We start from the raw sequence: 21954 nt of genomic DNA on the forward strand, positions 1-21954 counted from the left end.
AAAAAGTGATGATAAAACAGCCGTTATTTGTGATTTAGATCACGAGGGAGTGCGAGAGGATCCGCAGTGCCGTCGACATCGCAGCAGACATTTGCCGCAACGTAACTGAAATTAATTTTTCATTTTGTTTCATTCACCGGCGTACCTACAAAATCAAGGATCAACTATGAATATTAAGAAAACGATTGTTGCCTCTTTGTTAGCCTGCATGCTGCCTGCGGTGGTTATGGCAAAAGACGTCTCTATTGGCGTCTCCATGGCGCTGTTTGACGATAACTTCCTGACGATCCTGCGGACCTCGATGCAAAAAGAGATGAAAAAAGATGGGGTTAAATCGCAGATCGAGGACGCAAAAGGGGATGTCTCCCAGCAGCTGCAGCAGGTGCAAAACTTTATCGGTCAGGGGGTGGACGCCATTATCGTCAACCCGGTGGATACCAATGCGGTGAAACCGATTATGGATCAGGCCACCAAAGCCGGGATCCCGCTGGTGTTTGTGAACCGCCGTCCGCAGGCGGAACTGACCGATAAGATGGCCTATGTGGGGTCGGATTCCATTCTCGCCGGCCGTCTGCAGATGGAAGCGCTGGCGAAAGCGATGAACGGTAAGGGCAATGTGGCGATCCTGCTCGGCGACCTGGCGAATGAGTCCACCCGCGATCGTACCAAAGGGGTGGAAGAGGTGGTGGCGAAATACCCGAACATCAAAATCGTCCAGAAGCAGACCGCGAAATTTACCCGCAATGACGCCGTGGACGTGGTCAGCAACTGGATGACCAGCGGTGAGGATATCCAGGCCATCGCCTCCAACAACGATGAAATGGCGATCGGCGCCCTGCAGGCACTGGGCAAAAACCCGAACCATATTCTCATCGCTGGCGTGGATGGCACCCCGGATGCGCTGCAGATGCTGAAGAGCGGCAAAATGATCGCCACCATCTTCCAGGATGCGAAAGGCCAGGGTGAAGGCGCAGTCGACGCGGCCATCAAGCTGGCGAATGGCGAGAAAGTGGAAAAAATCATCGACGTGCCGTATCAGCTGATCACCAAAGAGAACATGGCTGAATTTACTAACCGTAATCAGAAATAGTCCTGGCCAACCCGTGGTACGGAGGTGGATGTATGAACGCTTTTGCACTTGAAGCCGAAGGTATCAGTAAGTTCTTCCCCGGCGTGAAGGCGCTCGATAATGTCTCATTGCGCGTGCGTCCGGGAACGGTGCATGCCCTGATGGGCGAGAACGGCGCCGGCAAATCCACGCTGATGAAGTGCCTGATCGGTATCTATCGCCCCGATAAAGGATCGATTCGCGTGAAAGGGGAGCCGGTGGAGTTTACCGACACCATGGATGCGCTGCGCTCGGGGATCTCGATGATCCACCAGGAGCTCAATCTGGTGCCGCATATGACGGTGGCGGAGAATATCTGGCTGGGGCGCGAGCCGATGAAGTACGGCTTTGTCGACCACGGCCAGCTGACCCGCCAGACCCAGGCGCTGCTGGATAAGCTCAATATCCGCTTAACCGCCGACCGGCTGGTGGGCGACCTGAGCATCGCCGCTCAGCAGATGGTGGAGATTGCCAAAGCGGTCTCGTGGAATGCGGATATCGTGATCATGGATGAGCCCACCTCGGCGCTGACCGAAGGCGAGGTGGCTCACCTGTTCACCATCATCCGCGACCTGCGCGCCCAGGGTAAAGCGATCATCTATATCAGCCACAAAATGGATGAGATCTTTGCCATTACCGATGAGATCAGCGTGTTTCGCGACGGCACCTGGGTGGGGAGCAAAAACACCACCGAATTTACCCGGCAGTCGCTGATCACCCAGATGGTGGGCCGCGAATTAACCCAGCTGTTTCCGAAATTTAATAACACCATCGGCGAAGAGGTGCTGACGGTGCGCAACCTGACGCGCCAGGGCGTGTTCCATGACGTCAGCTTTACTGTACGCCGCGGTGAAATCCTTGGCGTGGCCGGGCTGGTGGGCGCCGGGCGCAGCGAGGTGATGGAAAGCCTGTTCGGTATGGAGCGCTTCGACAGCGGCGAAGTGCTGATCGACGGGGCGCCGGTGACCATTGATTCCCCCTCCGTGGCGATTGAAAAGGGGATGGCGTTATTAACCGAAGACCGCAAAAAGTCGGGCCTGTTTCTGGTGCTGTCGGTGCTGGAAAATATGAGTATCGTCAAAATGCCGGAATATATCGGCAAGAGCGGTTTTGTCCAGCACGTGAAAATGGCCGAAGACTGCATGGAGCAAATTCGCCGGCTCAATATTAAAACGCCGACGATGGATCAAATTATTAATAACCTCAGCGGGGGGAATCAGCAAAAAGTCCTGATTGCGCGCTGGCTGTTAGCGCAACCGAAAATCTTAATTCTCGATGAGCCGACCCGCGGTATCGACGTCGGGGCGAAGGCGGAGATTTATCATCTGATCAGTGAACTGGCGAATCGGGGGGTGGCGGTCATTATGGTCTCCTCTGAGCTGCCGGAAATCCTTGGCATGAGTGATCGGGTCATGGTGATGCATGAAGGCCGTATCACCGGCATCCTGGAAAAAGACGAAGCCGACCAGGAAACCATTTTGTCGTTGGCATCCCATTGAGGCACAGAGAATGAGTAATATGAAATTAACGGCGGCTCCGGCCAGCGAGGGTTCCTCCTTCTTCGCTAATTTGCGGCATAAAATGCCGAAAGATACCGGCATCTTTGTGGTGATGCTGGTCATTGCCCTGACTTTTGAAATTGCCGGCTGGTATGTTCGCGACCAGTCGTTCCTGCTCAATACCAACCGCCTGGTGCTGATTGTGCTGCAGGTGGCGATCATCGGCATCATCGCCGTCGGCGTCACCCAGGTGATCATCACCACCGGGATTGACCTCTCCTCCGGCTCGGTTATCGCCCTTGCGGCGGTGGTGGCGGCGAGCCTGGCGCAAACCTCCGACAGCCTGTCGCCGATGTTCCCGGCGCTGGTCAACCTGCCGGCGGTGATCCCCATTTGCGCGGGGATCGGCGTCGGCCTGCTGTGCGGCCTGACCAACGGTTTTCTGGTGACGCGGACCGGTATTCCGCCGTTTATTGCCACCCTCGGGATGATGGTTTCGGCGCGCGGTCTGGCGCAGTATTACACCCAGGGCAACCCGATCAGCTTCCTCTCCGACAGCTTTACGGCGATAGGTCAGGGGGCGATGCCGGTGATTATCTTCTTCGTGATCGCCGCCGTGTTTCACATTGCGCTGAAGCATACCCGTTATGGCAAATATGTGTATGCCATCGGCGGCAACATGACCTCGGCCAAAGTGTCCGGCATCAACGTGAATAAGTACCTGGTGATTGTCTACACCATCGCCGGGGCGCTCTCCGGGCTGGCGGGGGTGGTGCTGGCGGCGCGCGTCAGCAGCGGCCAGTCGAGCATGGGGATGTCCTACGAGCTGGACGCGATTGCCGCCGCGGTGATCGGCGGCAGCAGCTTAATGGGCGGGGTGGGGCGTATTACCGGCACCCTGATTGGCGCGATGATCCTTGGTCTGATCAAAAGCGGTTTTACCTTTGTCGGCGTCGATGCCTACGTGCAGGATATTATTAAGGGCATCATTATTGTCGCCGCGGTGACCATCGACATGCGTCGCAACCGGAAAAAACACTAATCTTATCAACGGGCGGCAGCGGCGAAGGATGTCGTTGCCGCCCGTCCTGTCCAGAAATAAACAAAATACGCCCCGCCAGGCGCGGCCTGTCTGTTTTGCCCACGCGGCTCATCCTGTACAGTTTTGCCACTTCCGTTGTCTATTCGTCAGGGGGCCCATGCGTGGCCTCCGGTTTCTGGAGTCGTATGAATACACCATCCGTCGTCAAATCCTCGCCGCTCTGGCGACCGGCAAGCAGGGGCATTATCGTCACGCTGATCGCCGGACTGGCGATCCTGGCGCTCGGTCGGGGCGTGAATTTGCCGGCCAGAGAGGTTTACCGTGAGATGCAGACCCGCCAGCTGGAGGAGGATGCGCAGTGGGTGGCGCAACGCCTTGAGCGGCGAATGAACACGCCGGCGCCGCAGCGGGAAGCCGCCTGGCCGTTGGCGGCGATGCGCGCCGAACTCCATACCCTCGCCCGGCAGCGGCATTATCAACTGCTGCTGGTGAATGGCGACGGGCATCTGCTGGCGGCATCGCATGCGCTGCCGGCCAGCGTACTGGCCCAGGTGCAGGCGCAGTTCCCCGGGGAGATGCAACCGCCGCTATTCGGCAGCCACTACCAGACTATCCAGCCTTTCGCCCCGCACCAGCGGATGTTAACCCGCGCGCTGAATGGCGAGGCGGGACTGACGGGCTGGAATCTGGTGGTGCTGGCGCCGGACGGCGGATTGCCCTCGTTACTGATGGCTTACCGCTGGCCGGTGACGATCGGCCTGGGCATGCTGTTTGCCGGCGCGCTGCTGGCGGTGAGACAGGCGGCGCGCGCCCGGCGAAAACGCTGATTGCCGATGGTGTCGTCAGGGATGGCGAAACTGCAGGGTGGCGGGCAGGTAGCGCTGGAGCGGCTCCGGCGCCTGGCCGTCGATCAGCTGGCTGAGCAGATCGTAGCAGTGCCAGGCCAGCTGGCGATTATCCTGCTGCACGGTATCAATGCGCAGGGAAAGCGAATCATACAGGTAGTGATCGTCGAAGCTGGCGAGATGAATATTGGAGTCCAGCAGATGATGCTGGCTCATGTAGCGCAGTACCCCTTCGAGCAGTCCGCAGGCCGCGGTAAACAAGGCCTTCGGCGGACGTCCCAGCCGCGCGCAGAGCGCCGCGAACATCTCATAGCCGGAGCTGGGGTGGTAGTTGCCGTTGATCACCCACTCAGGGCGCAGCGTGACCCCCGCCTGGGTCAGGCCTTGCGTGAACCCCGCCAGTCGGTCGCGCGACGGCGACAGCCGCGGCTGTCCGCCCAGAAACCAGAACTCGTCCGCATGCTGAGGCGCAATGCGGGAGATCAGCTCGGCGGTTGGGGTCACCGAGTCGGTCATCACCAGCGGCAGGGCGCTGTCGCTGGGGGAGCGGTCAAACAGCACCACCGGCAGCTGTTCGCTGAGCTTCAGGTAGTCGGCATCGCTGTGCATGCACGAGGCGACGATCAGACCGTCGACCTGGCGGGCAATCATATTATTGACCACCACGCTCTCCTGGCCGGGGTTTTCGTCGGTGCAGGAGATAAGCAGCTGCACGCCGGCTTCCCGGCAGAGCGTCTCAAGCTCATGGGAGAAAACGGCAAACCCGTAGTTGGTGATCTCCGGTACCACCAGGCCAATGGTATGGCTGCGGTTATCGCGCAGCGAGCGCGCATGAATGCTGGGCTGATAGTGCTGCTCGCGGGCGATCGCCAGCACGCGCTCGCGCGTCTCTTGCGCCACGCGCAGCTCTTTGCCACGGCCGTTGAGCACCAGACTGGCGGTCGCTTTGGAGACGCCCGCCAGTTCGGCGATATCTTTGATAGTTACGCGTTTGGTTTTCATCACCACTCAGGAGCCTGAAAGCAAAACGCTTATACTACCATGCATGGCCGCAGCAGCCAGCGGCAGAATGCCACCGGCGTCGCACCGCTGAAGATTAACTGCCCCGGATAGCCCGGGAAGAAGCGGCTGCTCATCACCCCTTCGCCATCGTTGATGAAAATTTCCACGCTGGAGCGGTCGATAAAGATCCGCAGGCGCCGCGCTTCACCGCGCCAGTAGCGGTGATGCATCTCGGCGGTCTGCAGCCCGCGGCGCGACAGACGCAGGCCGTCGCGGTTGACGGTGAGCTGCAGGGCGCCGGCAAAGTCCAGCCCCAGCGTACTGTTCGGGGCGATGTCAAAGGCCAGCTCCATCGGGGCGAGGGGCAGGGTCTGCCCGCGCCAGCCCTGGGCTTCCTCGCGCAGAGCGGCCAGCTCGCGCAGCGGGCGCTGATACAGAGTACCCGCCTGCCACTCCAGCTCGCGCACGCAGGTCATCTGGTGGATCCATCCCTGTGCGCGGGTGGGTTGATGCATCTCTTCCCCGTCCGGGACGCCCATCCAGCCGACCAGCAGGCGGCGGCCATCCTCGGCCAGCATGGTCTGCGGCGCGTAGAACTCAAACCCGCTGTCCAGCTCGTGCAGCGGGCCGTGGTCGAAGGTGCCGCGTTCGGCGTCGAAGCGGCCTGCCATCCACACCGCCGGATAGGTATTGAGAAAGCGCTGCGCTTCGCGGGCCAGCCCCTGCGGGCAGCAGATCAGCAGGTGGGTATCCGCCAGCGGAAAGAGATCCGGGCACTCCCACATATAGCCGCCGTTCGCCAGACCGTTAACGCCATGTCCGGCGATCTCGCCCACCAGGCGCCACTCCCGCAGATCGCTGGCGGTGAACAGCAGCACTTTACCGTGCTGTTGCAAATCCTGCGCCCCGAGGACCATGTACCAGCGCCCGTCCTGCTGCCACACCTTGGGGTCGCGCACGTGGCCGGTGTAACCGTCAGGGAGCGGCAGCACCGGCCCCAGCTTGCGGAAGGTGCCATCGGCATTCTCTGTCGCCAGGCACTGCCAGGCGGTGCGCCCGCCGTCGGGGAATTTCACGTTGCCGGTGTAGCACAGAGTCAGGGTGCCCTCGAACTCGACCGCGCTGCCGGAGTAGCAGCCGTTGCGGTCATACTCTTCGTCCGGCATCAGAGCGATAGGTTCATGCCGCCAGTGCAGCAGATCGGCAGAGCTCCAGTGTCCCCAGCACTTATAGGTATGGTCGCAGGCGAGCGGGTTCCACTGATAAAACAGGTGGTAACGCCCGGCGACCTGGCAAAAGCCGTTGGGATCGTTCAGCAGTCCGCTGACCGGCGCCAGATGCCATTGCGGATAATGGCTGTCGGCCAGCGCCTGCGGCTGGCCCTGCATAACGGCCTGCAGGATCGCAGGCAGGCGTGACGGTAATGACATTATTCAGCGTCCGTTTTGTATTTCAGCGTCAGAGAAAGCATGAAGGCCACGGCGAAGGCGATCGCCATACCGATAATGTAGTTCAGCAGCGAAGTGGCCTGCACGATGGCCATCCCCGGGATCGCCGTCAGGCCCACCGCGGTCATATAGACGTGCATCGACACCACCCAGGCGCCGCCGGCAGCACCGCCCACCAGCGCAGCGATGAATGGCTTCACGAAGCGCAGGTTAATCCCGAAGATTGCCGCTTCCGTGATCCCCAGCATCGCCGAAAACGCCGACGGCAGGGAGATGGCTTTGATTTTGGCATCTTTGGTTTTAAACCACACCGCAAAGCAGGCGCCGCCCTGAGCGACGTTGGCCATCGCCCAGATCGGCAGCAGGAAGTTGACGCCAATCGACGGGTTGCCCAGCAGTCCGGCCTCAATGGCGTGGAAGCTGTGATGGATACCGGTAATGACGATCACCGAGTAGAGGCCGCCGAACAGCAGTCCCGCCAGCCAGCCGGCGTGGCTGATAAGCGTGCTGAGGATAAACGAAATGCCGTCGCCGAGCGCACGACCGGCCGGGCCGATCAGCAGCAGAGCGATAAAGCCGGAAATAATTACCGTCAGGAACGGGGTGAGGATCAGGTCCAGCGCGTCAGGGATAACGCGGCGCAGCTGTTTTTCGACAATGCTCATAAACCACACCGCCAGCAGCACCGGGAAAACGGTGCCCTGGTAGCCGATCATCGCCACTTCGATACCGAAGAAATTCATGGTATGGAAGCCGGCGGCGACGCCCCAGGCGTTGGTCAGCGCCGGGTGGGTCAGGATCCCGCCGAGGGTCGCGCCCAGATAAGGGTTACCGCCAAATTCGCGGGCGGCGGTAAAGCCGATCAGGATCGGCAGAATGATAAACGCCGCCGAGCTGCACATATCCAGCATGATATAGATAGCGTTGCTCGGGTCGACCCAGCCGTAGGTTTTCACCATCCCCAGCAGGCCCATCAGCAGGCCGGAGGCGACGATGGCGGGAATGATCGGTACGAAAATGTTGGACAGCAGGCGGGCGATGCGCTGGAACGGGTTCAGCTTTTTCGCGGCCAGGTCGGCGGCTTCGGATTTGCTTGATTCGCTGATGCCTGCGGCCTGGATAAAGGCGGCATAGACTTTATTGACCACCCCGGTACCGAAGATGATCTGCATCTGTCCGGCATTGCGAAAGCAGCCTTTCACCCCGTCGATTTTGCCAATGGCCTGTTGGTCGGCGAGCGCGTCGTCGACCAACACCAGCCGCAGGCGGGTGGCGCAGTGCGCGGCGCTGGCGATATTTTCCTTGCCGCCCAGCAGGGGAAGCAGTGAGCGGGAAATCTGATCAAAATCCATAGTACCCTCTAAATGCATGATGATATGGCGTGGGCGGCGCCAGCCGTGGCAGGCGCCGCGAACCTAATATTTATGTGTTATTTACCCTGTCGTCCGGGTTACCGTCAGAACCAGGTCTCCATTTGCATACCGAACGACCATTCGCCGCCCGATTTGAACCCGTTGCTGCCTAATGCATCATCGTTGGCGTAGTTATCCAGTTTTTTGCTCCAGTCCATCCACGATGTATAGAAGCGGATCTCCGGACGCGAGAAGAAGTCGCCGATGCTGCCCACCTTGAAGGTTGGGGCGAAGGTCAGCTTGTAGAAGCTGCCGTTCACCGCGTGGCGATCGTTGTAGCCTTCAGGCTGCAGATCCATGTACTGATAACTGCCCTCCCAGGCCAGGGCGAAGTTCTGCGTCACTTCCTGAATCAGACGCAGGTTGAGAGTGGCCCACTGATAGCTGTCGCCATCGACATAACGATCTTTACTGCTCTGCGCCAGCACGGCCGGGGCAATAAACCAGCGATCGCTCAGCGGCGTCGTGCCGTAGCTGGCGAAGCGCCAGGTATTGGCCCCCGGGCGCAGCGCACCGTCGGAGCCGATGCCTTTAACCTCGGCGCCCAGCCCGTGGCCGTACAGCAGGGCCGTTTTGCTGGTCCCGTCGCGCAGGCCATAGAAGCTCTCATTGTGCAGGCCCAGCAGAGCATGGACCCCGGTGTTAGCGGCATCGCCTTTCACCAGATTGCCGTTCGTGTCCTGGCGTTCGTCATTATCTTTCGCCCGCATCCCGCTGACCATCATCTGCACCGGGCCGGCAAAGTTATTCATGCTGACGATATAGTTCTGCACGCTGTTACTGCTGTCAGCGATATCGCCAAAGTTGCGGCCGTATAACGAGAAGTTGCTGCGCAGGCTGTCGTTCCATTTCACGTCGTAGATCCCGCCGCCGGTCCCGGCGAGGAACACCACATCCGAGTCAATCCAGTGGATGTCGAAGTTGTCACGGTCAAAGCGTTTCCCGGCCCACAGGGTCGAGCCTTTGAACGGGCCTTCGAAGGTGGGCAGGTTGCCCAGCTCGACAAACGCCTGGCGCACGTTCAGGTCGCTGCTGCTTGCCGTCCAGTCGTTATAGGTGGTTTGCCCGTCGGCCACCATCACTTTGAAACGGGTGGTTGCCCCGTTGTCCAGGGTCTGCTTATGTTCGAGGTTCATTTCCACATAGGTGTCGGCCTGGTTACCCAGACGACCAATGGCGCCGCCGGTCTCCCCGGCGGGGGTCATATAAGCGCCGGATTTGGTGCTGGCGGCGGAGTCGTTCATGATCACGCCGGAACGAGCATAGCCGTGGAACTCAAAGCCGCCGGGCCGTTCGGCTTTTTCTTCTAACTGAGTGGTGCGCTTGGCCACCTGCTGAGTGGTGACCTGGGTTTGCTGCTGCTGCTGGGTTAACTGTTGAACTTTCTGCTCCGCCGAAGCGGCACGGGTTTCGGCAGTGCTGGCGCGGGTTTCGGCGTCCTGCAGGCGTTTTTCCAGAGCGGCAAGACGCGCTTCAATGCTGTTCAGGTCTGTCTGCCCATGGGCGGCGGCGGTGCCGGTTAGCAAAGCAATAAGAATGGCTAACTTCCGTTTTTTATACATGCTGTTGACATCCAAAGGTGAAAATCAGTGAGTGTGCTAACTTTTGCTAAACCGGTTTAGTTAATATGGTAAACATGTCAGTAACGCGGTGAAAATAAAAATTGCTAAACCGGTTTAAGAATTGTGATGTCGCCAGCAAAGTGGGCCGTTACGCCGGCCCAACGGGATCAAAACGGCTGCTGAAGATCGTCCCTGTAGGGCAGGGCGGTCATGGCGCCTTTGGCGGTGGTGGCCAGCGCGCCGCAGGTTTGCGCCAGCGTAAGGTCGGAAGCCAGCGCGGCGAGGTTGTCAGGGATACCGTGAGCGGCGAGGCCGGCGAGCAGCCCGGCGACAAAGGCATCGCCGGCGCCAGTGGTATCAACGGCCACCACCGGGCGAGCGGGGAAGTGGCTAACCTGCCCGCGCAGGGCGGCCTGGACCCCCGCTTTGCCCTGGGTCACCAGCAGCAGCGTCGGCTGGAAGCGGGCGTTCAGCCGGGCGATGCCGCTGACGATGTCGTCGCTGCCGCTGATAAAGGTCAGCTCCTCTTCCGAGAGTTTTATGGCGTCGGCGAGGGCCAGCGCCCGGTCGAGACAGTCACGCAGGTCCAGCGGATCCTGCCACAGGTCGCTGCGGATATTGGGGTCGAAGCTGACATAGCCCCCGGCGCGTTTTATCGCCTCCATTGCCGCGAATGCCGTGCTGCGGCTCGGCTCGGCGCTGAGAGCGATGGAGCAGACGTGCAGCCACTGGCCGGCGGCAAACGGCGGGAGATCCTCGGGCCGAAGGAACAGGTCGGCGCTCGGACGGACCATAAAGGTAAAGGTGCGCTCCCCGTGCTGATCGAGATCGACCACCACCGTGGAGGTGCGCTGCGCGGCGTCGAGGTGCATATAATTCACATCGACCTTCTCCTGCGCCAGGGTGTGACGCATAAAGCGGCCGAAGGGATCGTCGCCGACGCGGCCAATAAAGCCGCTGTCGCCGCCGAGCCGCGCCACGCCGACCGCGACGTTGGCTGGCGCACCGCCAGGGCATTGCAGCAGGCGGCCCTCTCCATCGGGCAGGAGATCGACGACCGCATCGCCGAGTACCCAGATTTTTCCATTCATTCGACAAATTCCTCTTAGCTAAACTATGTTAAACCGGTTTAGCTAATTAAAGCATAGCCCACCGGTAAGCGGAACGATCGGGTCACGAAACAGGGAGGTGAGGGTAAAAAATGTGACCCAGGCGAAATATTTCGCCACTCCAGATCTGGACTTTTCCTTCCCCACCCGCTTAGGTATAGTTCAACAGGTCGCGGTTAGCCCCACCGCGGTGGCCAAAGGTAAAGGAGTGCGCAGCGCGATGAACCCCAGTTTTGGCGATATTTACGATCGGTACCAGAAGCTGACGCTGACCACGCATCTGCCCGCGGTGATCGCCTGCAGTGAACCCCTGAGCCTGAGCAAAGATCAGGGCTTTATTCCGCAGTCGGGCTATCTCTATTTTTTGCTGCAGGGGCAAATGACGCTGGCCTTTGGCGATGAGCAGAACCTGATCGGCATTGTTATCGCGCATATGCCGTTAGGATTACTGGAACATTATTGTCCGTCGGTCGCGCTCTATTATCAGTGTCTGGGCGAGTGCCAGCTGGCGAAAATAACCACCAGCGATTTTGAGCGAATATTTTTTCATTCGTCACCGGGCTATATGCAAGAGCTGACCACGATCCTGGCCTATATGGGCATATTTGCCCTTGATGCGCACTATGAACGCGGTAGCCAGACGAGTTTTCAGACCATTAAATCGATGCTGTCGCGCTATTTATATCGCGGCGAAATTGATGGTGGTCAGCATGAGAGCCTGTCGGCATTTATTATTAAACGAACCAATCTCTCGCGCAGCTATGTGTACCAGGTGCTGGCCGCGCTGCGCGAGGGGGGATATATCACGGTGAAAAAAGGCAAGCTGATCTCTATCGACCGTCATATTCCTGAGAAATTCTGAACCCGATTCGGCAGATTGACGCCATCACGTTGCTATCACCACTTGGGAAAGCGCTAAGCGCGCTTTTTCCCCGGCCCCGTTACGTCTGAATCTGGCTGTTTTATTTAGTTAACCTTTCACTCTGGAGTTATTTTATGACCCTGGATTATGTTGCGCTGGCCATTCTGATCGCCGTGGCCTTAATACTTTTTTATGGCGTCATTGTTATTCACGATATTCCTTATGAAATTGCCAAAGAGCGGCGCCATCCTCATCAGGATGCGATTCATTATGCCGGCTGGGTCAGCTTATTTACCTTGCACGCCCTGTGGCCTTTGTTATGGATCTGGGCAACGCTGTGGCGCGAAGATCGCGGGTGGGGAATGCGCCACATTGCCGACGATCAGCAGGCGCTGCATCAGCGTCTGGAAACGGTGGTCCAGCAACTGGAACAGGTCCAGCGCGAGGTGGCCGCGCTCAAAGCGGAGGAGGCAAACTAATGGAAACATTAATGTTACTGACCTACGCCGCGTTGTGCATTGTGGTGTTTAAGGTTTTCCGCATCCCGCTCAATAAGTGGACCGTACCGACGGCGGTGCTCGGCGGTATCGCCCTGATTGGCGCGGTGATCTTCGGGATGAACTACAACTTCCCCTATACCGACGTTGGTAACCAGGTGTTTCGCACCGTGCCGATTGTGTCGCAGGTGCGCGGCCGGGTGCAGAGCGTACCGGTGAAGCCTAACCAGATGCTGCATAAGGGCGATGTGCTGTTTACCCTCGACCCGACGCCGTTCCAGGCGAAAGTAGACGATCTGCAGGCGCAGATAAAAGCGGCCAGTCAGGATGCGCTCTCCTTAAACGCGGCGTTAAGCCAGGCGCAGGCCGAGCTGAGCAGAGCGGTGGCCCAGCGCGACCAGTCGCGGCGAGAGTATGCCCGCTTTCGGGAGGGTCATGCCCAGGGCGCCTTCTCCGATCAAATGGTTGATACCCGTCTGCAGACGTGGAAAGCCGATGAAGCCAGCGTCAGCGCGGCTCAGGCGAAGGTGGTGCAGGCGCGCAACGCGCTGGACTCGGTGGTGAAGGGCAAAAATACCACCGTGGCCTCCCTGCTGGCGCAGCTGCAGAAGGCGCAGTTTCAGCTGGAGAACACCGTCGTCCGCGCCCCGGAGGATGGCTATGTCAGTACCGTCGGCTTACGGCCGGGCACCATGTCCACTGCGCTGGGGATGATCCCGCTGATGACCTTTGTGCCGGTGGAGGGCGCCGCCTCGCGGGAGTACGTCGCGGCATTTCGCCAGAACGCCCTGCAGCGTCTGCGCAAAGGCGAGCCCGCGGAGCTGATGTTTCCGGCTATCCCGGGCACCGTCTTTCGCGGAGAAGTGGCCGACGTACTGCCGGCGATTGGCGAGAGTCAGTTTCAGGGGCAGGGCAAACTGCTGACCACGGATGCGCTCAATACCCACGGCCGGGCGCTGGTGGTGCTGAAGGTCACCGATCCGCGATTTGCCGAATACGCGCTGCCGCAGGGGGCCACTCTTGAGGCGGCGGTCTACTCGGATCACCTGAAAGAGCTGTCGCTGATCAGGAAGATCCTGATCCGCATGAAGAGCTGGGAAAACTATATCTATCTCGATCACTAAGCCGGCGGGCGCGGGGCGGAGGTGCCGTCCCGCGCCGCAGTCAGGCCTCGCTGTCCACCAGGCCGTCAATAATCACCTGCCGCACCCCCTGCGAACAGGGTTCAATACGCCCGCGGACCCCATAGACCGCCGCCAGGGTCTCGGGGGTGATGACCGCGGCCGGGGTGCCGTCGCCGAGCAACTGGCCCGCCTTGAGCATCAGCACGTGGTCGGCGTGACGCAGGGCAATATTGATATCGTGCACCACCACCAGGGTTACGATGTTGCGCCGCCGGGTCTCCCGGCGCACCAGATCCATCACGTGAAACTGGTAGTTGAGGTCAAGGGCGCTGAGCGGTTCGTCGAGCAGCAGCAGGCGCGGCTGGCGGATCAGCGACTGAGCGAGACCCACCAGCTGCTTTTGCCCGCCGGAAAGCTGATCGAGGTAGCTCATCGCCAGATGGGCAATCCCCAGCTGCCGCAGCAGCGCCATCACCTCCTCCTGGTGCTGCGGACTGTGGCGTCCTCCGGCGGCGCGCTGGGCAACGATAATCGACTCCAGCACATGCAGATGCACGCCGGCGGGCAGCGTCTGCGGAAGATAGACCACCTGCTCTGCGCGACGTGAGAACGGCTGCGTCAGCAGATTTTCCCCCTCCAGCAGCAGCTCGCCGCGGCAGGGTCCCAGACCCGCCATCGCCCGCATTAACGTTGATTTACCGCTGCCGTTTGGCCCCAGCAGCGCGGTGATTTTCCCTCGCGGCAGATGGGGAACCGTCAGGTTCTCGATCACCTTGCGTCTGGGGTAGCCGGCGCTGAAGTAAGACAGCGACAGCCCGGATAACGTCTGGTCGCTCATGCCTGCCCCCGATGACGTAAAATAATGCTCAAAAAGAACGGGACCCCGACCAGGGAAGTGACGATCCCCACCGGAATAATGGCCCCCGGGATCAGGTTCTTCGAGGCGATGGAGGCCAGGGAGAGCACCAGAGCGCCGATCAGCGCGCTGGCGGGCAGATAAAAGCGATGGTCTTCGCCGAAGAGCATCCGCGCAATATGCGGCGCCACCAGGCCGATAAAGCCGATTGGCCCGACAAAGGCCACCGAAAGCGCCGACAGAATGCTGATCCGCAGCAGCGTGGTCAGGCGCAGGCGGCGAACGTTAATACCAAAACTGATGGCCCGGTCCTCGCCCAGCCGCAGGGCGGTCAGCTTCCACGCGCTGCGCAGCGACAGGGGCATCACCAGCGCCAGGGCGACCAGCAGGATGGCGACTTTGCTCCAGGAGGCGCGGTCGATGCTGCCCATGGTCCAGAACACCAGCCCCTGCAGCGTGTCTTCGTTGGCGATGAACTGCAGCATCGAGACCAGGGCGTTAAAGGTAAAGACCAGCGCGATGCCGAACAGGATGACCCCGGAGGTGGCCACCTGGGTCCAGCGGGTGATGCCGTCCAGCAGCAGGGCCGCCAGCAGGGCGAAGATAAAGGCGTTGGCCGAGATAAACCACTGGCCGGGAATACCGGGCAGGCCAATACCCAGCACAATCGCCAGCGCGGCGCCAAACGCCGCAGCCGAGGAGACGCCCAGGGTAAACGGGCTGGCCAGCGGGTTATTGAGGATGGTCTGCATTTCGGCGCCGGCCAGTCCCAGCGCCAGACCGACGATAATCGCCATCACCGCATAGGGCAGACGGATATCCCAGACGATGGCGCGCGTGCCCGGATCGGCGCTGGCCGGATCGGTTAACGTCTGCCACAGGCTCTGCAGCGGCAGACCGGAGGGGCCGAGCATAAAATCGAGCAGCAGCGACGCGACAATCAACAGCGCCAGCAGGAGCATCAGCAGCAGGCGGCGACGCACGATACGGCGATAATCATCTATCACGCCAGAGGTCCCGGCGGGCAGCCCGTCGAGCACGGAGTCGGAGGTTAAACGCATGCCGGATTACTCGCTCTGCTGCCAGGAGAAGACGAACGGCTGATCCGGCAGGTCAGTGAAATGGCGCACGATATAATGGTAAGTCTCATCCGGGTTGAGATCGCCGAAGGCCTGCGGGTAGATATCTTTCGCCAGGTATTCCATGCCGACAATATTCCACGGGTGGTTATAGAAGTGGTGATAGACGCCATAGGCCCGCTTTTCCTGTACCGCCGGGATCTGGCTGACCCCAGGTCGCGCCAGCAGGATCTGCGCCTGGGCCTTCACTGCCTCCGGCTTAACCTCATAACCCAGGGGCAGCACCTGGCTGTTGCCGCGCTTCGAGCCGGTCATGATCCAGGCGTCGGGCTTCATGCTGATGATTTTCTCCAGCGAGACGAACCCGGAGGCGCCCGGCAGCAGCTGCGAACCGATATTGTTCGCCCCGACCGCCTCCACCAGCCCGCCCCAGCCGCTGTGGCCGTGGGTAAAGCAGCAGGCGTCGCTGTTGCCGGCCAGCGCTTCCACGAAGACATTGGCCTTCGGCGTGATGGCCGCGGTTTTCTGGCGAATCGTCTGCAGCTGCTGACGATAGTAATCGGTAAAGGCTTTGGCCTGACTCTCGCGGTTAAGGACTTTGCCCAGCAGGTCGATGCTGGGGGCGGTATCTTTCGCCGGGTCGATCTCATAGTCGACAAACAGCACCGGAACGTGCAGGGCGCTGAGCTTGTCGATGACGCCGCTCTCCATCAGCGCTGGCCTGGCGCGTAGCTGGGCGATCATCAGATCCGGCTGACGGGCGATGACGCTTTCAAGATCGACATTCCCTTTGTCGCTGAAGCCCATGTCAAGGAGCGTGGCCGACTGCGGCCACGTCGTTTTCAGCATCTGCCAGGTGGCAACGTCCTGCTTTTTCGCCAGATTATTCCATGCCACCAGCCGTTTAAACGGATTGTCCCGGTCCAGCAGGGCGAGGGTCATAATGTCGCGGCCATCCTGCAAAATAATACGCTGCGGCTCTTTGGACAGGGTGACCTGCCGGCCGTCAAGGTCGGTGACCGTCAGGGGATATTGGGTCGCATAGCTGAAAAGGGGAGTCGCGATCAGCGCAGTAAGCAACAGCGATCTTACTGATTTTCTTGCCATAAAAGGAGTTCCATTTGCCAATTTATAAATATAATGATTCTGAGAAGTATTCTCGAATGAACATCAACGGCAAGTATATCAAGGGCAAATTTCATAAAATGTAACAAACATGTTGGAAATTATGCCAACGCCGACAGGGCGCGCGCGGCGGCAGCATTTTCTGCCATGGCTGGAGGTCGAAGACGTTTTTCAGGCTAATTCCTAGTGTCATCCCCGGTTCGTTGTGCCATCCTGAATGCGACTCATAACACGACACGTGAGAGAGGATATTATGAAAAAAGCAATGATTGCGTTATCGGCTATTCTGGTTGCAGCTCCGGTTATTGCTGCGACAACACATGCAACAGATGATACCGTCGCGGCGGCGAATGCCAACGCCAACACCGCCAAAGAGAAGCTGCACCAGGCCCAGCATGAGGGCGAAGAGCAGCAGTTGAAGGCGAAACACGCCGCCGAAGGCAAGCAGGACAGCGTCGGCAGCCAGGTGAGCGAAGGCGCGCAGAAAACCTGGAACAAGACCAAAGAAGGCACCGAGAAGGGGTGGGATAAGACCAAAGAGGCCAGTGAAAAAGGCTGGAACGCCACCAAATCCGGTGCAGAAAAGGGCTGGGATAAAACCAAAACCGGCGCCGAAGAGTTAAAAAATAAAGTGACTGAATAAGTCCTTTTACCCGTCTGAATAAAGGTCGCGAGAGCGGCCTTTTTTATTGTCCCGCCATCAGCACCACCTCTTCCCGATAGCCGACGCCGCCGATGCCAGGAATCATCCTGGTTAACCAGATACTCACTCTTTCTTCACATTTTCCCGGTACAAAAGACCTCAATCAGGAGGTGTACCATGAAAAAGATGATTTCTCTGGCAGTAATTTTATCTTGTGTGCTGAGCGTCCCGGCCTTTGCCGATGGCCCGAACGACGGCCATCGCCCGGGGCAGCCAACGGTCTGGCAGAACGGCCAGGACCATGATGGGCATGCGCCGCAGGGCGGACCTGACGCGCATCACCAGGGCGACCATGACCAGCGTGGTCCGGATCGCGACGGTCATGACAATCGCGATCAGGGGCGTCATGAGCAGGATCATTTCGCCTGGCGCGGTAACGATTTCCGTAAAGGCCACCCGGCTCCGGCGTCGTTCCGTGGCGATGAATATCGCGTCCGCGACTGGAGCGACCGCGGCCTGCCGCGCCCGCCGGAAGGCCATCACTGGTCCTATATCGACGGTAACTATGTGCTGATCGCCGCGGCGACCGGGATTATCACCTCGATTCTGGTGAGCGGCGCCCTCGGCCACTAAACGCATCTCTCCGCGACGCCGGGTCAGGCAAAGCCTGATCCGGCGATGGCGCACTCGCGGAAATCTACGGGTTCAGCGCATCATCCGGCCAGTATTTATAACCATTGATCATTGCCTGGGCGGCCAGCCCTTTTTCGGTCAGGTCGTAGACGTTGACCTTCGAGGGCAGCGAGGCGGTATCTGACGCTACGCCGCTGGTGGAGGCGGCGATCGGCGCGATGCCTTTGTCATCATATTTTGCAGCGGCGTTCGCATCGGCGCCAACCATGTATCCCTGGCGGATAAAGGTCTCCAGGGCCGCTTTATCATGGAAAACCAGCACTGTGCGCTGCTGCTTAATCCCCATCCCCAGGCCGGCGCCGCCCTGGGCCATTTTCATATAGGTGTCCTTCCCGGTGGCCTTATTCCGCACCACGCCGTAGCCGCTGCCAAACCCGAATAGCAGGATCTTGCTGCTGTTATTAGCAAACACCGCATACCCCTTCGCATGCTGAATATCACTGCGGGCCTCAGGCTGCAGGGCGTAAAGCTTGTTGAGGGTTTCGCTGCGCATCTTCTGGATGCTGGCCCGCTGCTGACTGGCGGTATCGCCCTGCGCGCTGCAGCCCGCCAGCGTGACGATAGCGGCGAGGAAAAGCGTCTGTAATTTCATATACGTTTATTTTATTTAAATCTGAATATGGTCGGGAATGATAGGTTAAATAACGGTAAATCCTCCATAAAATAAACGTTTATTTTTAAATTTCACCATTTTGATTATTTATTACTCTGTAATGTGCGGATTATTAAATAAGATGAGTTCATTCCAGCTATTAGAAATGCTGCTTGCATAAAGTTTCCACCACGATAACGTGTTAAGTTCTTAATTTATTTCCCGGAGAACGGCATGAGTGATTATGTAATTCCAGAAATTAAAGCGACGGAAGCGGAAATGATTTCTATCCGTCATTATTTACATGCCAATCCGGAATTAAGTCTTGAAGAGTTTAATACCAGCGAACTGGTCGCCAGCAGGCTGGCGGAGTGGGGCTATCAGGTCACCCGCGGCCTCGGTAAAACCGGCGTCGTCGGTAGCCTGAGCAAAGGCGACTCGCCGCGTACTATTGGCCTGCGCGCCGATATGGACGCGCTGCCGATCCATGAAACTACTGATTTGCCCTGGGCCAGTACGGTACCCGGAAAAATGCACGCCTGCGGCCATGACGGCCACACCACCATTCTGCTGGCGGCGGCGAAATATATCGCCTCGCCGGCCTGCCAGTTTAACGGCACGGTGCATCTGATTTTCCAGCCGGCGGAAGAGGCTATCGGCGGCGCCGATTTAATGATTAAAGACGGCCTGTTCGAGCAGTTCCCCTGCGAACGCATCTTTGGTCTGCACAACATGCCAGGGCTGCCGGTGGGCAAGCTGGGCTTCTATGCCGGCAACTTTATGGCCTCGGCGGACACCGTCAAAATTACGATTACCGGCTACGGCGGTCACGGCGCCCATCCGGAGCGTACCGTCGACCCGATCGTCGCCGGCGCGGCGCTGGTGATGGCCCTGCAGAGCATCGTGGCGCGCAATGTGCCGCCGGGGGAAACGGCAGTGGTCAGCGTCGGTACTTTCCAGGCCGGTATCGCCTCCAACGTCATTCCGGAGAGCGTGGTGATGGAGCTGAGCGTGCGGGCGATGAAGCCGGACATTCGCGACCTGCTGATCAAGCGTATTCACGAGCTCGCTGAATTTACCGCCAAAAGCTATGGCGCCAGCAGCGCCGTGGAGGTTTACGACTCCTACCCGGTATTAACCAACAGTCCCGAAGAGACCGATTTCGCCCGGGCGCTGGCGCTGGAGGTGTTTGGCCGCGAGGGGGTCCTGGAGTCGGTCTCGCCGATGAACGCCAGCGAGGATTTCGCCTTTATGCTGCGCGAACGCCCGGGCAGCTACTTCCTGCTCGGCAACGGTGAGAAAGGGGAGAAGGGCGGTTGCATGGTGCACAACCCCGGCTACGACTTTAACGATGACATTATCACCACCGGCGCGACGCTGTTCGCCCGCCTGGTGGAAAAGCACTGTCGCTAATCTCTGGAGAAGAACGCGAATGAAAAAATCACTGTTGCTATGGCTGGCATTAATGGCGTCGACGTCGGCGCTGGCCGAAGGAGGAAAAGAAATCCGCTTCGGCGTCGACCCGACCTTCGCGCCGTTTGAATGGAAAGATCCGCAGGGCAAGCTGGCGGGGTTTGATATCGATTTAGGCAACGCCATTTGCCAGCAGTTGCAGGCGAAATGCGTGTGGGTGGAAAGCAATTTCGACGGCATAATCCCGGCGCTGAAAGCGCGCAAATTCGACGCGATCCTTTCCGGGATGTACATGACCGAGAAGCGCAAAGAGCAGATTGCCTTTAGCGACAAGCTATATAACGGGCCGGTGTTCCTCGTGGCGCGCAAAAATACCCTGCAGGGCAATACGCCGGAACAGCTGAAGGGCAAAACTATCGGCGTGGAGCAGGGCTCGGCGCAGGAGACTTATGTTAACCAGCACTGGCGGCCGCAGGGGATTAACATTGTGGCCTACCAGGGGGCCGATAGCGTGGTGCGAGACCTGGAGTCCGGGCGCATCGACGGCGCAGTGCTCTCCGGGATGATGGCCGACTACAGCTTCCTGCAGCAGCCGCAGGGTAAGGAATTCGCCTTTGTCGGCGGCCATCTGCAGGACGATACGCTGTTTGGCGCCGGGGCGGCGATCGGCTTGCGTAAAGACGATGAGGCACTGCGTCAGGAAATTAACGGCGCGATTGCGAAGATTCTTGCCGACGGCACCTATAAAAAATTAGCCGGCAAATATTTTAGCTTTGATGTTTATTCCGGGACATAATGTCTGAGTGTACCTGCGGGCGTGGAGCGCCCGCCGTAAGATTCCTTTTCTGATTATCCAATCACCTCCTCTCCTGACCCCTGCGGTTACCTGAGGGAAGCAGAATATAAGCTAAGGAGTACTCGGCATGATGACACGTCCCTTGGGCAAAACCGGATTTTCCATCGCCCCATTAGTCTTTGGCGGCAACGTCTTTGGCTGGACCATCGATGAAAAAACCAGTTTTGCTCTTCTTGATGCTTTTGTTGACCACGGATTTGACGCTATCGATACGGCGGATGTTTATTCCCGCTGGGCGGACGGTAACCAGGGCGGCGAATCCGAAACCATCATCGGCCGCTGGCTGCAGGCGCGCCCCGGCATGCGCGATAAGGTCAAAATTTTCACCAAAGTCGGCTCCGATTTAGGCCTCCCCGGCCATAAAGGGCTCAGCAAAGCCTGGATCCAACAGGCGGTCGACGACTCTCTGCGCCGCCTTAATACCGACTATATCGACCTCTATTTCTCCCACTGGCCGGATCCGCAAACCCCGGTGGCGGAAACGCTGGAGGCTTTCCACAGCCTGCAGCAGGCCGGGAAAATCCGCGCGATGGGGGCCTCTAACCTGGATGCGATGCAGCTGGCGGGGGCGCTGGAGGTCGCGCGTAAAGGCGGCTTGCCTGCCTGGCAGGTGCTGCAGCCGGAATATAACCTCTACCACCGCTCCGCGTTTGAAGGCGCGCTGTGCGATCTCTGCGTCAGCCGCGATATCGGGGTGGTGACCTACTACAGTCTGGCCTCCGGGTTCTTAACCGGTAAGTACCGCCAGCCGTCGGATCTGGCGCAGAGCCAGCGCGGAAGCGGGATTGGTAAGTACCTGAATCCACGCGGGATGCGGATTATCGATACCCTGGTGGCGGTCGCGGACGAGCAGGGCGTGAAACCGGCTGAGGTGGCGCTGGCGTGGTTGATCGGCCGCGAAGGCGTGACCGCGCCGATCGCCAGCGCCACCAGCGTGGCTCAGGTGGAGAGTTTTGCCCGCGCGGCGGCGCTGAGCCTGAGCGCGGAGCAAGTGGCGCGACTGGACAGCGCCAGCGCCTGAGTCAACCCCTCTCGCCGGCGGGGAGAGGGGGAAGGGCTATACATGACGCGGACCGTAGGCCGGGTAAGGCGCCAGCCGCCACCCGGCAATAAAGCGGCTCCGAGCCTGATGCCATCGCCCGGTGGCGCTGCGCTTACCGGGCCTACGATGTGTCAGTCTGTGAGAG

The 21954-nt window shown here is 59.4% G+C and carries 20 protein-coding genes and 1 pseudogene; 12 read left to right on the plus strand and 9 right to left on the minus strand.

What is annotated here, in order from left to right:
* Positions 1 to 166 precede the first annotated feature (166 nt).
* The 4 genes and pseudogenes from CWM54_RS15425 (at position 167) to CWM54_RS15440 (ending at position 4444) form a co-directional block, all read left to right on the plus strand.
* Positions 167 to 1090: a sugar ABC transporter substrate-binding protein gene (locus tag CWM54_RS15425; RefSeq protein WP_002892597.1), complete on the plus strand. Its 924-nt coding sequence runs from the start codon at positions 167 to 169 to the stop codon at positions 1088 to 1090.
* Between the two features lie 32 nt (positions 1091 to 1122).
* Complete coding sequence (locus CWM54_RS15430) at positions 1123 to 2607, plus strand: sugar ABC transporter ATP-binding protein (RefSeq protein ID WP_004202401.1); 1485 nt, start codon at positions 1123 to 1125, stop codon at positions 2605 to 2607.
* A gap of 19 nt (positions 2608 to 2626) precedes the next feature.
* On the plus strand, positions 2627 to 3649 hold the full coding sequence (locus CWM54_RS15435; RefSeq protein WP_004152946.1) for an ABC transporter permease: 1023 nt from the start codon (positions 2627 to 2629) through the stop codon (positions 3647 to 3649).
* 185 nt (positions 3650 to 3834) lie between these two features.
* Positions 3835 to 4444 (plus strand): annotated as a pseudogene (locus CWM54_RS15440) (hypothetical protein).
* A gap of 47 nt (positions 4445 to 4491) precedes the next feature.
* Here the strand turns inward: CWM54_RS15440 and CWM54_RS15445 are convergent.
* The 5 genes from CWM54_RS15445 to CWM54_RS15465 all read right to left on the minus strand — a co-directional run bounded on the left by CWM54_RS15445 (position 4492) and on the right by CWM54_RS15465 (position 11009).
* Positions 4492 to 5502, minus strand: coding sequence for a LacI family DNA-binding transcriptional regulator (locus CWM54_RS15445; RefSeq protein WP_162677900.1), 1011 nt, complete (start codon positions 5500 to 5502; stop codon positions 4492 to 4494).
* Positions 5503 to 5525: 23 nt separating this feature from the next.
* Positions 5526 to 6926, minus strand: coding sequence for a sucrose-6-phosphate hydrolase (locus CWM54_RS15450; protein WP_100631520.1), 1401 nt, complete (start codon positions 6924 to 6926; stop codon positions 5526 to 5528).
* Positions 6926 to 8296: a sucrose-specific PTS transporter subunit IIBC gene (locus tag CWM54_RS15455; RefSeq protein WP_100681966.1), complete on the minus strand. Its 1371-nt coding sequence runs from the start codon at positions 8294 to 8296 to the stop codon at positions 6926 to 6928. The genes CWM54_RS15450 and CWM54_RS15455 overlap by 1 nt, the downstream gene beginning before the upstream one ends.
* 104 nt (positions 8297 to 8400) lie before the next feature.
* Positions 8401 to 9918 carry a carbohydrate porin gene (locus CWM54_RS15460; RefSeq protein WP_100697700.1) on the minus strand — a complete coding sequence of 506 codons (1518 nt, stop codon included), beginning with the start codon at positions 9916 to 9918 and terminating at the stop codon, positions 8401 to 8403.
* Between the two features lie 167 nt (positions 9919 to 10085).
* Positions 10086 to 11009, minus strand: a complete 924-nt coding sequence (locus CWM54_RS15465) for an aminoimidazole riboside kinase (RefSeq protein ID WP_100697702.1) — start codon at positions 11007 to 11009, stop codon at positions 10086 to 10088.
* Positions 11010 to 11247: 238 nt separating this feature from the next.
* Between CWM54_RS15465 and CWM54_RS15470 the strand changes: the two genes are divergently transcribed.
* The 3 genes from CWM54_RS15470 (at position 11248) to CWM54_RS15480 (ending at position 13510) form a co-directional block, all read left to right on the plus strand.
* Positions 11248 to 11889 (plus strand): helix-turn-helix domain-containing protein, encoded by a 642-nt coding sequence (locus CWM54_RS15470; protein ID WP_165785933.1) that lies wholly within the window; start codon positions 11248 to 11250, stop codon positions 11887 to 11889.
* A 134-nt stretch (positions 11890 to 12023) separates the two neighbouring features.
* Complete coding sequence (locus CWM54_RS15475) at positions 12024 to 12368, plus strand: DUF3302 domain-containing protein (protein WP_008805501.1); 345 nt, start codon at positions 12024 to 12026, stop codon at positions 12366 to 12368.
* On the plus strand, positions 12368 to 13510 hold the full coding sequence (locus tag CWM54_RS15480) for an HlyD family secretion protein (protein ID WP_100681970.1): 1143 nt from the start codon (positions 12368 to 12370) through the stop codon (positions 13508 to 13510). Before CWM54_RS15475 ends, CWM54_RS15480 begins: the two co-directional genes overlap by 1 nt.
* 40 nt (positions 13511 to 13550) lie before the next feature.
* On the opposite strand, the gene CWM54_RS15485 is transcribed toward CWM54_RS15480, so the two are convergent.
* The 3 genes from CWM54_RS15485 to CWM54_RS15495 are packed head-to-tail and all read right to left on the minus strand — an operon-like array spanning position 13551 to position 16552.
* A complete protein-coding gene (locus CWM54_RS15485; protein WP_008805503.1) occupies positions 13551 to 14348 on the minus strand; it encodes an ABC transporter ATP-binding protein in 798 nt (265 codons plus the stop codon).
* Positions 14345 to 15373, minus strand: a complete 1029-nt coding sequence (locus CWM54_RS15490) for a FecCD family ABC transporter permease (protein ID WP_162494475.1) — start codon at positions 15371 to 15373, stop codon at positions 14345 to 14347. The genes CWM54_RS15485 and CWM54_RS15490 overlap by 4 nt, the downstream gene beginning before the upstream one ends.
* Before the next feature lie 60 nt (positions 15374 to 15433).
* Positions 15434 to 16552 (minus strand): ABC transporter substrate-binding protein, encoded by a 1119-nt coding sequence (locus tag CWM54_RS15495; RefSeq protein ID WP_100697706.1) that lies wholly within the window; start codon positions 16550 to 16552, stop codon positions 15434 to 15436.
* 271 nt (positions 16553 to 16823) lie between these two features.
* On the opposite strand from CWM54_RS15495, the gene CWM54_RS15505 reads away from it, so the two are divergent.
* The gene (locus tag CWM54_RS15505) at positions 16824 to 17213 is read left to right on the plus strand and encodes a hypothetical protein (protein ID WP_100697708.1); all 390 of its coding nucleotides are present in this window, start codon (positions 16824 to 16826) and stop codon (positions 17211 to 17213) included.
* Between the two features lie 177 nt (positions 17214 to 17390).
* Positions 17391 to 17846, plus strand: coding sequence for an RcnB family protein (locus CWM54_RS15510; RefSeq protein ID WP_061155450.1), 456 nt, complete (start codon positions 17391 to 17393; stop codon positions 17844 to 17846).
* Between the two features lie 64 nt (positions 17847 to 17910).
* Here the strand turns inward: CWM54_RS15510 and CWM54_RS29450 are convergent, their stop codons facing one another.
* A complete protein-coding gene (locus CWM54_RS29450) occupies positions 17911 to 18498 on the minus strand; it encodes a YSC84-related protein (RefSeq protein WP_061155447.1) in 588 nt (195 codons plus the stop codon).
* A gap of 234 nt (positions 18499 to 18732) precedes the next feature.
* Here CWM54_RS29450 and CWM54_RS15520 point away from each other — a divergent pair, with 234 nt between their 5' ends.
* The 3 genes from CWM54_RS15520 (at position 18733) to CWM54_RS15530 (ending at position 21788) form a co-directional block, all read left to right on the plus strand.
* Positions 18733 to 19911, plus strand: a complete 1179-nt coding sequence (locus CWM54_RS15520) for a M20 aminoacylase family protein (protein ID WP_100697710.1) — start codon at positions 18733 to 18735, stop codon at positions 19909 to 19911.
* A gap of 19 nt (positions 19912 to 19930) precedes the next feature.
* Entirely contained in the window at positions 19931 to 20707 is a 777-nt protein-coding gene (locus CWM54_RS15525) for an ABC transporter substrate-binding protein (protein WP_074386652.1), read from the plus strand.
* 127 nt (positions 20708 to 20834) lie between these two features.
* On the plus strand, positions 20835 to 21788 hold the full coding sequence (locus tag CWM54_RS15530; RefSeq protein ID WP_074386651.1) for an aldo/keto reductase: 954 nt from the start codon (positions 20835 to 20837) through the stop codon (positions 21786 to 21788).
* Positions 21789 to 21954: the final 166 nt, after the last annotated feature.

The organism is Klebsiella sp. D-Nf1, assembly GCF_002810515.1.
Classification (GTDB): domain Bacteria; phylum Pseudomonadota; class Gammaproteobacteria; order Enterobacterales; family Enterobacteriaceae; genus Klebsiella; species Klebsiella variicola.

Coding starts and splice junctions, on each gene's coding strand:
- CWM54_RS15425 (WP_002892597.1), top strand. CDS start 167: ATGAATATTAAGAAAACGATTGTTGCCTCTTTGTTAGCCTGCATGCTG.
- CWM54_RS15430 (WP_004202401.1), top strand. CDS start 1,123: ATGAACGCTTTTGCACTTGAAGCCGAAGGTATCAGTAAGTTCTTCCCC.
- CWM54_RS15435 (WP_004152946.1), top strand. CDS start 2,627: ATGAAATTAACGGCGGCTCCGGCCAGCGAGGGTTCCTCCTTCTTCGCT.
- CWM54_RS15450 (WP_100631520.1), bottom strand. CDS start 6,926: ATGTCATTACCGTCACGCCTGCCTGCGATCCTGCAGGCCGTTATGCAG.
- CWM54_RS15455 (WP_100681966.1), bottom strand. CDS start 8,296: ATGGATTTTGATCAGATTTCCCGCTCACTGCTTCCCCTGCTGGGCGGC.
- CWM54_RS15460 (WP_100697700.1), bottom strand. CDS start 9,918: ATGTATAAAAAACGGAAGTTAGCCATTCTTATTGCTTTGCTAACCGGC.
- CWM54_RS15465 (WP_100697702.1), bottom strand. CDS start 11,009: ATGAATGGAAAAATCTGGGTACTCGGCGATGCGGTCGTCGATCTCCTG.
- CWM54_RS15470 (WP_165785933.1), top strand. CDS start 11,248: ATGAACCCCAGTTTTGGCGATATTTACGATCGGTACCAGAAGCTGACG.
- CWM54_RS15475 (WP_008805501.1), top strand. CDS start 12,024: ATGACCCTGGATTATGTTGCGCTGGCCATTCTGATCGCCGTGGCCTTA.
- CWM54_RS15480 (WP_100681970.1), top strand. CDS start 12,368: ATGGAAACATTAATGTTACTGACCTACGCCGCGTTGTGCATTGTGGTG.
- CWM54_RS15485 (WP_008805503.1), bottom strand. CDS start 14,348: ATGAGCGACCAGACGTTATCCGGGCTGTCGCTGTCTTACTTCAGCGCC.
- CWM54_RS15495 (WP_100697706.1), bottom strand. CDS start 16,552: ATGGCAAGAAAATCAGTAAGATCGCTGTTGCTTACTGCGCTGATCGCG.
- CWM54_RS15505 (WP_100697708.1), top strand. CDS start 16,824: ATGAAAAAAGCAATGATTGCGTTATCGGCTATTCTGGTTGCAGCTCCG.
- CWM54_RS15510 (WP_061155450.1), top strand. CDS start 17,391: ATGAAAAAGATGATTTCTCTGGCAGTAATTTTATCTTGTGTGCTGAGC.
- CWM54_RS29450 (WP_061155447.1), bottom strand. CDS start 18,498: ATGAAATTACAGACGCTTTTCCTCGCCGCTATCGTCACGCTGGCGGGC.
- CWM54_RS15520 (WP_100697710.1), top strand. CDS start 18,733: ATGAGTGATTATGTAATTCCAGAAATTAAAGCGACGGAAGCGGAAATG.
- CWM54_RS15525 (WP_074386652.1), top strand. CDS start 19,931: ATGAAAAAATCACTGTTGCTATGGCTGGCATTAATGGCGTCGACGTCG.
- CWM54_RS15530 (WP_074386651.1), top strand. CDS start 20,835: ATGATGACACGTCCCTTGGGCAAAACCGGATTTTCCATCGCCCCATTA.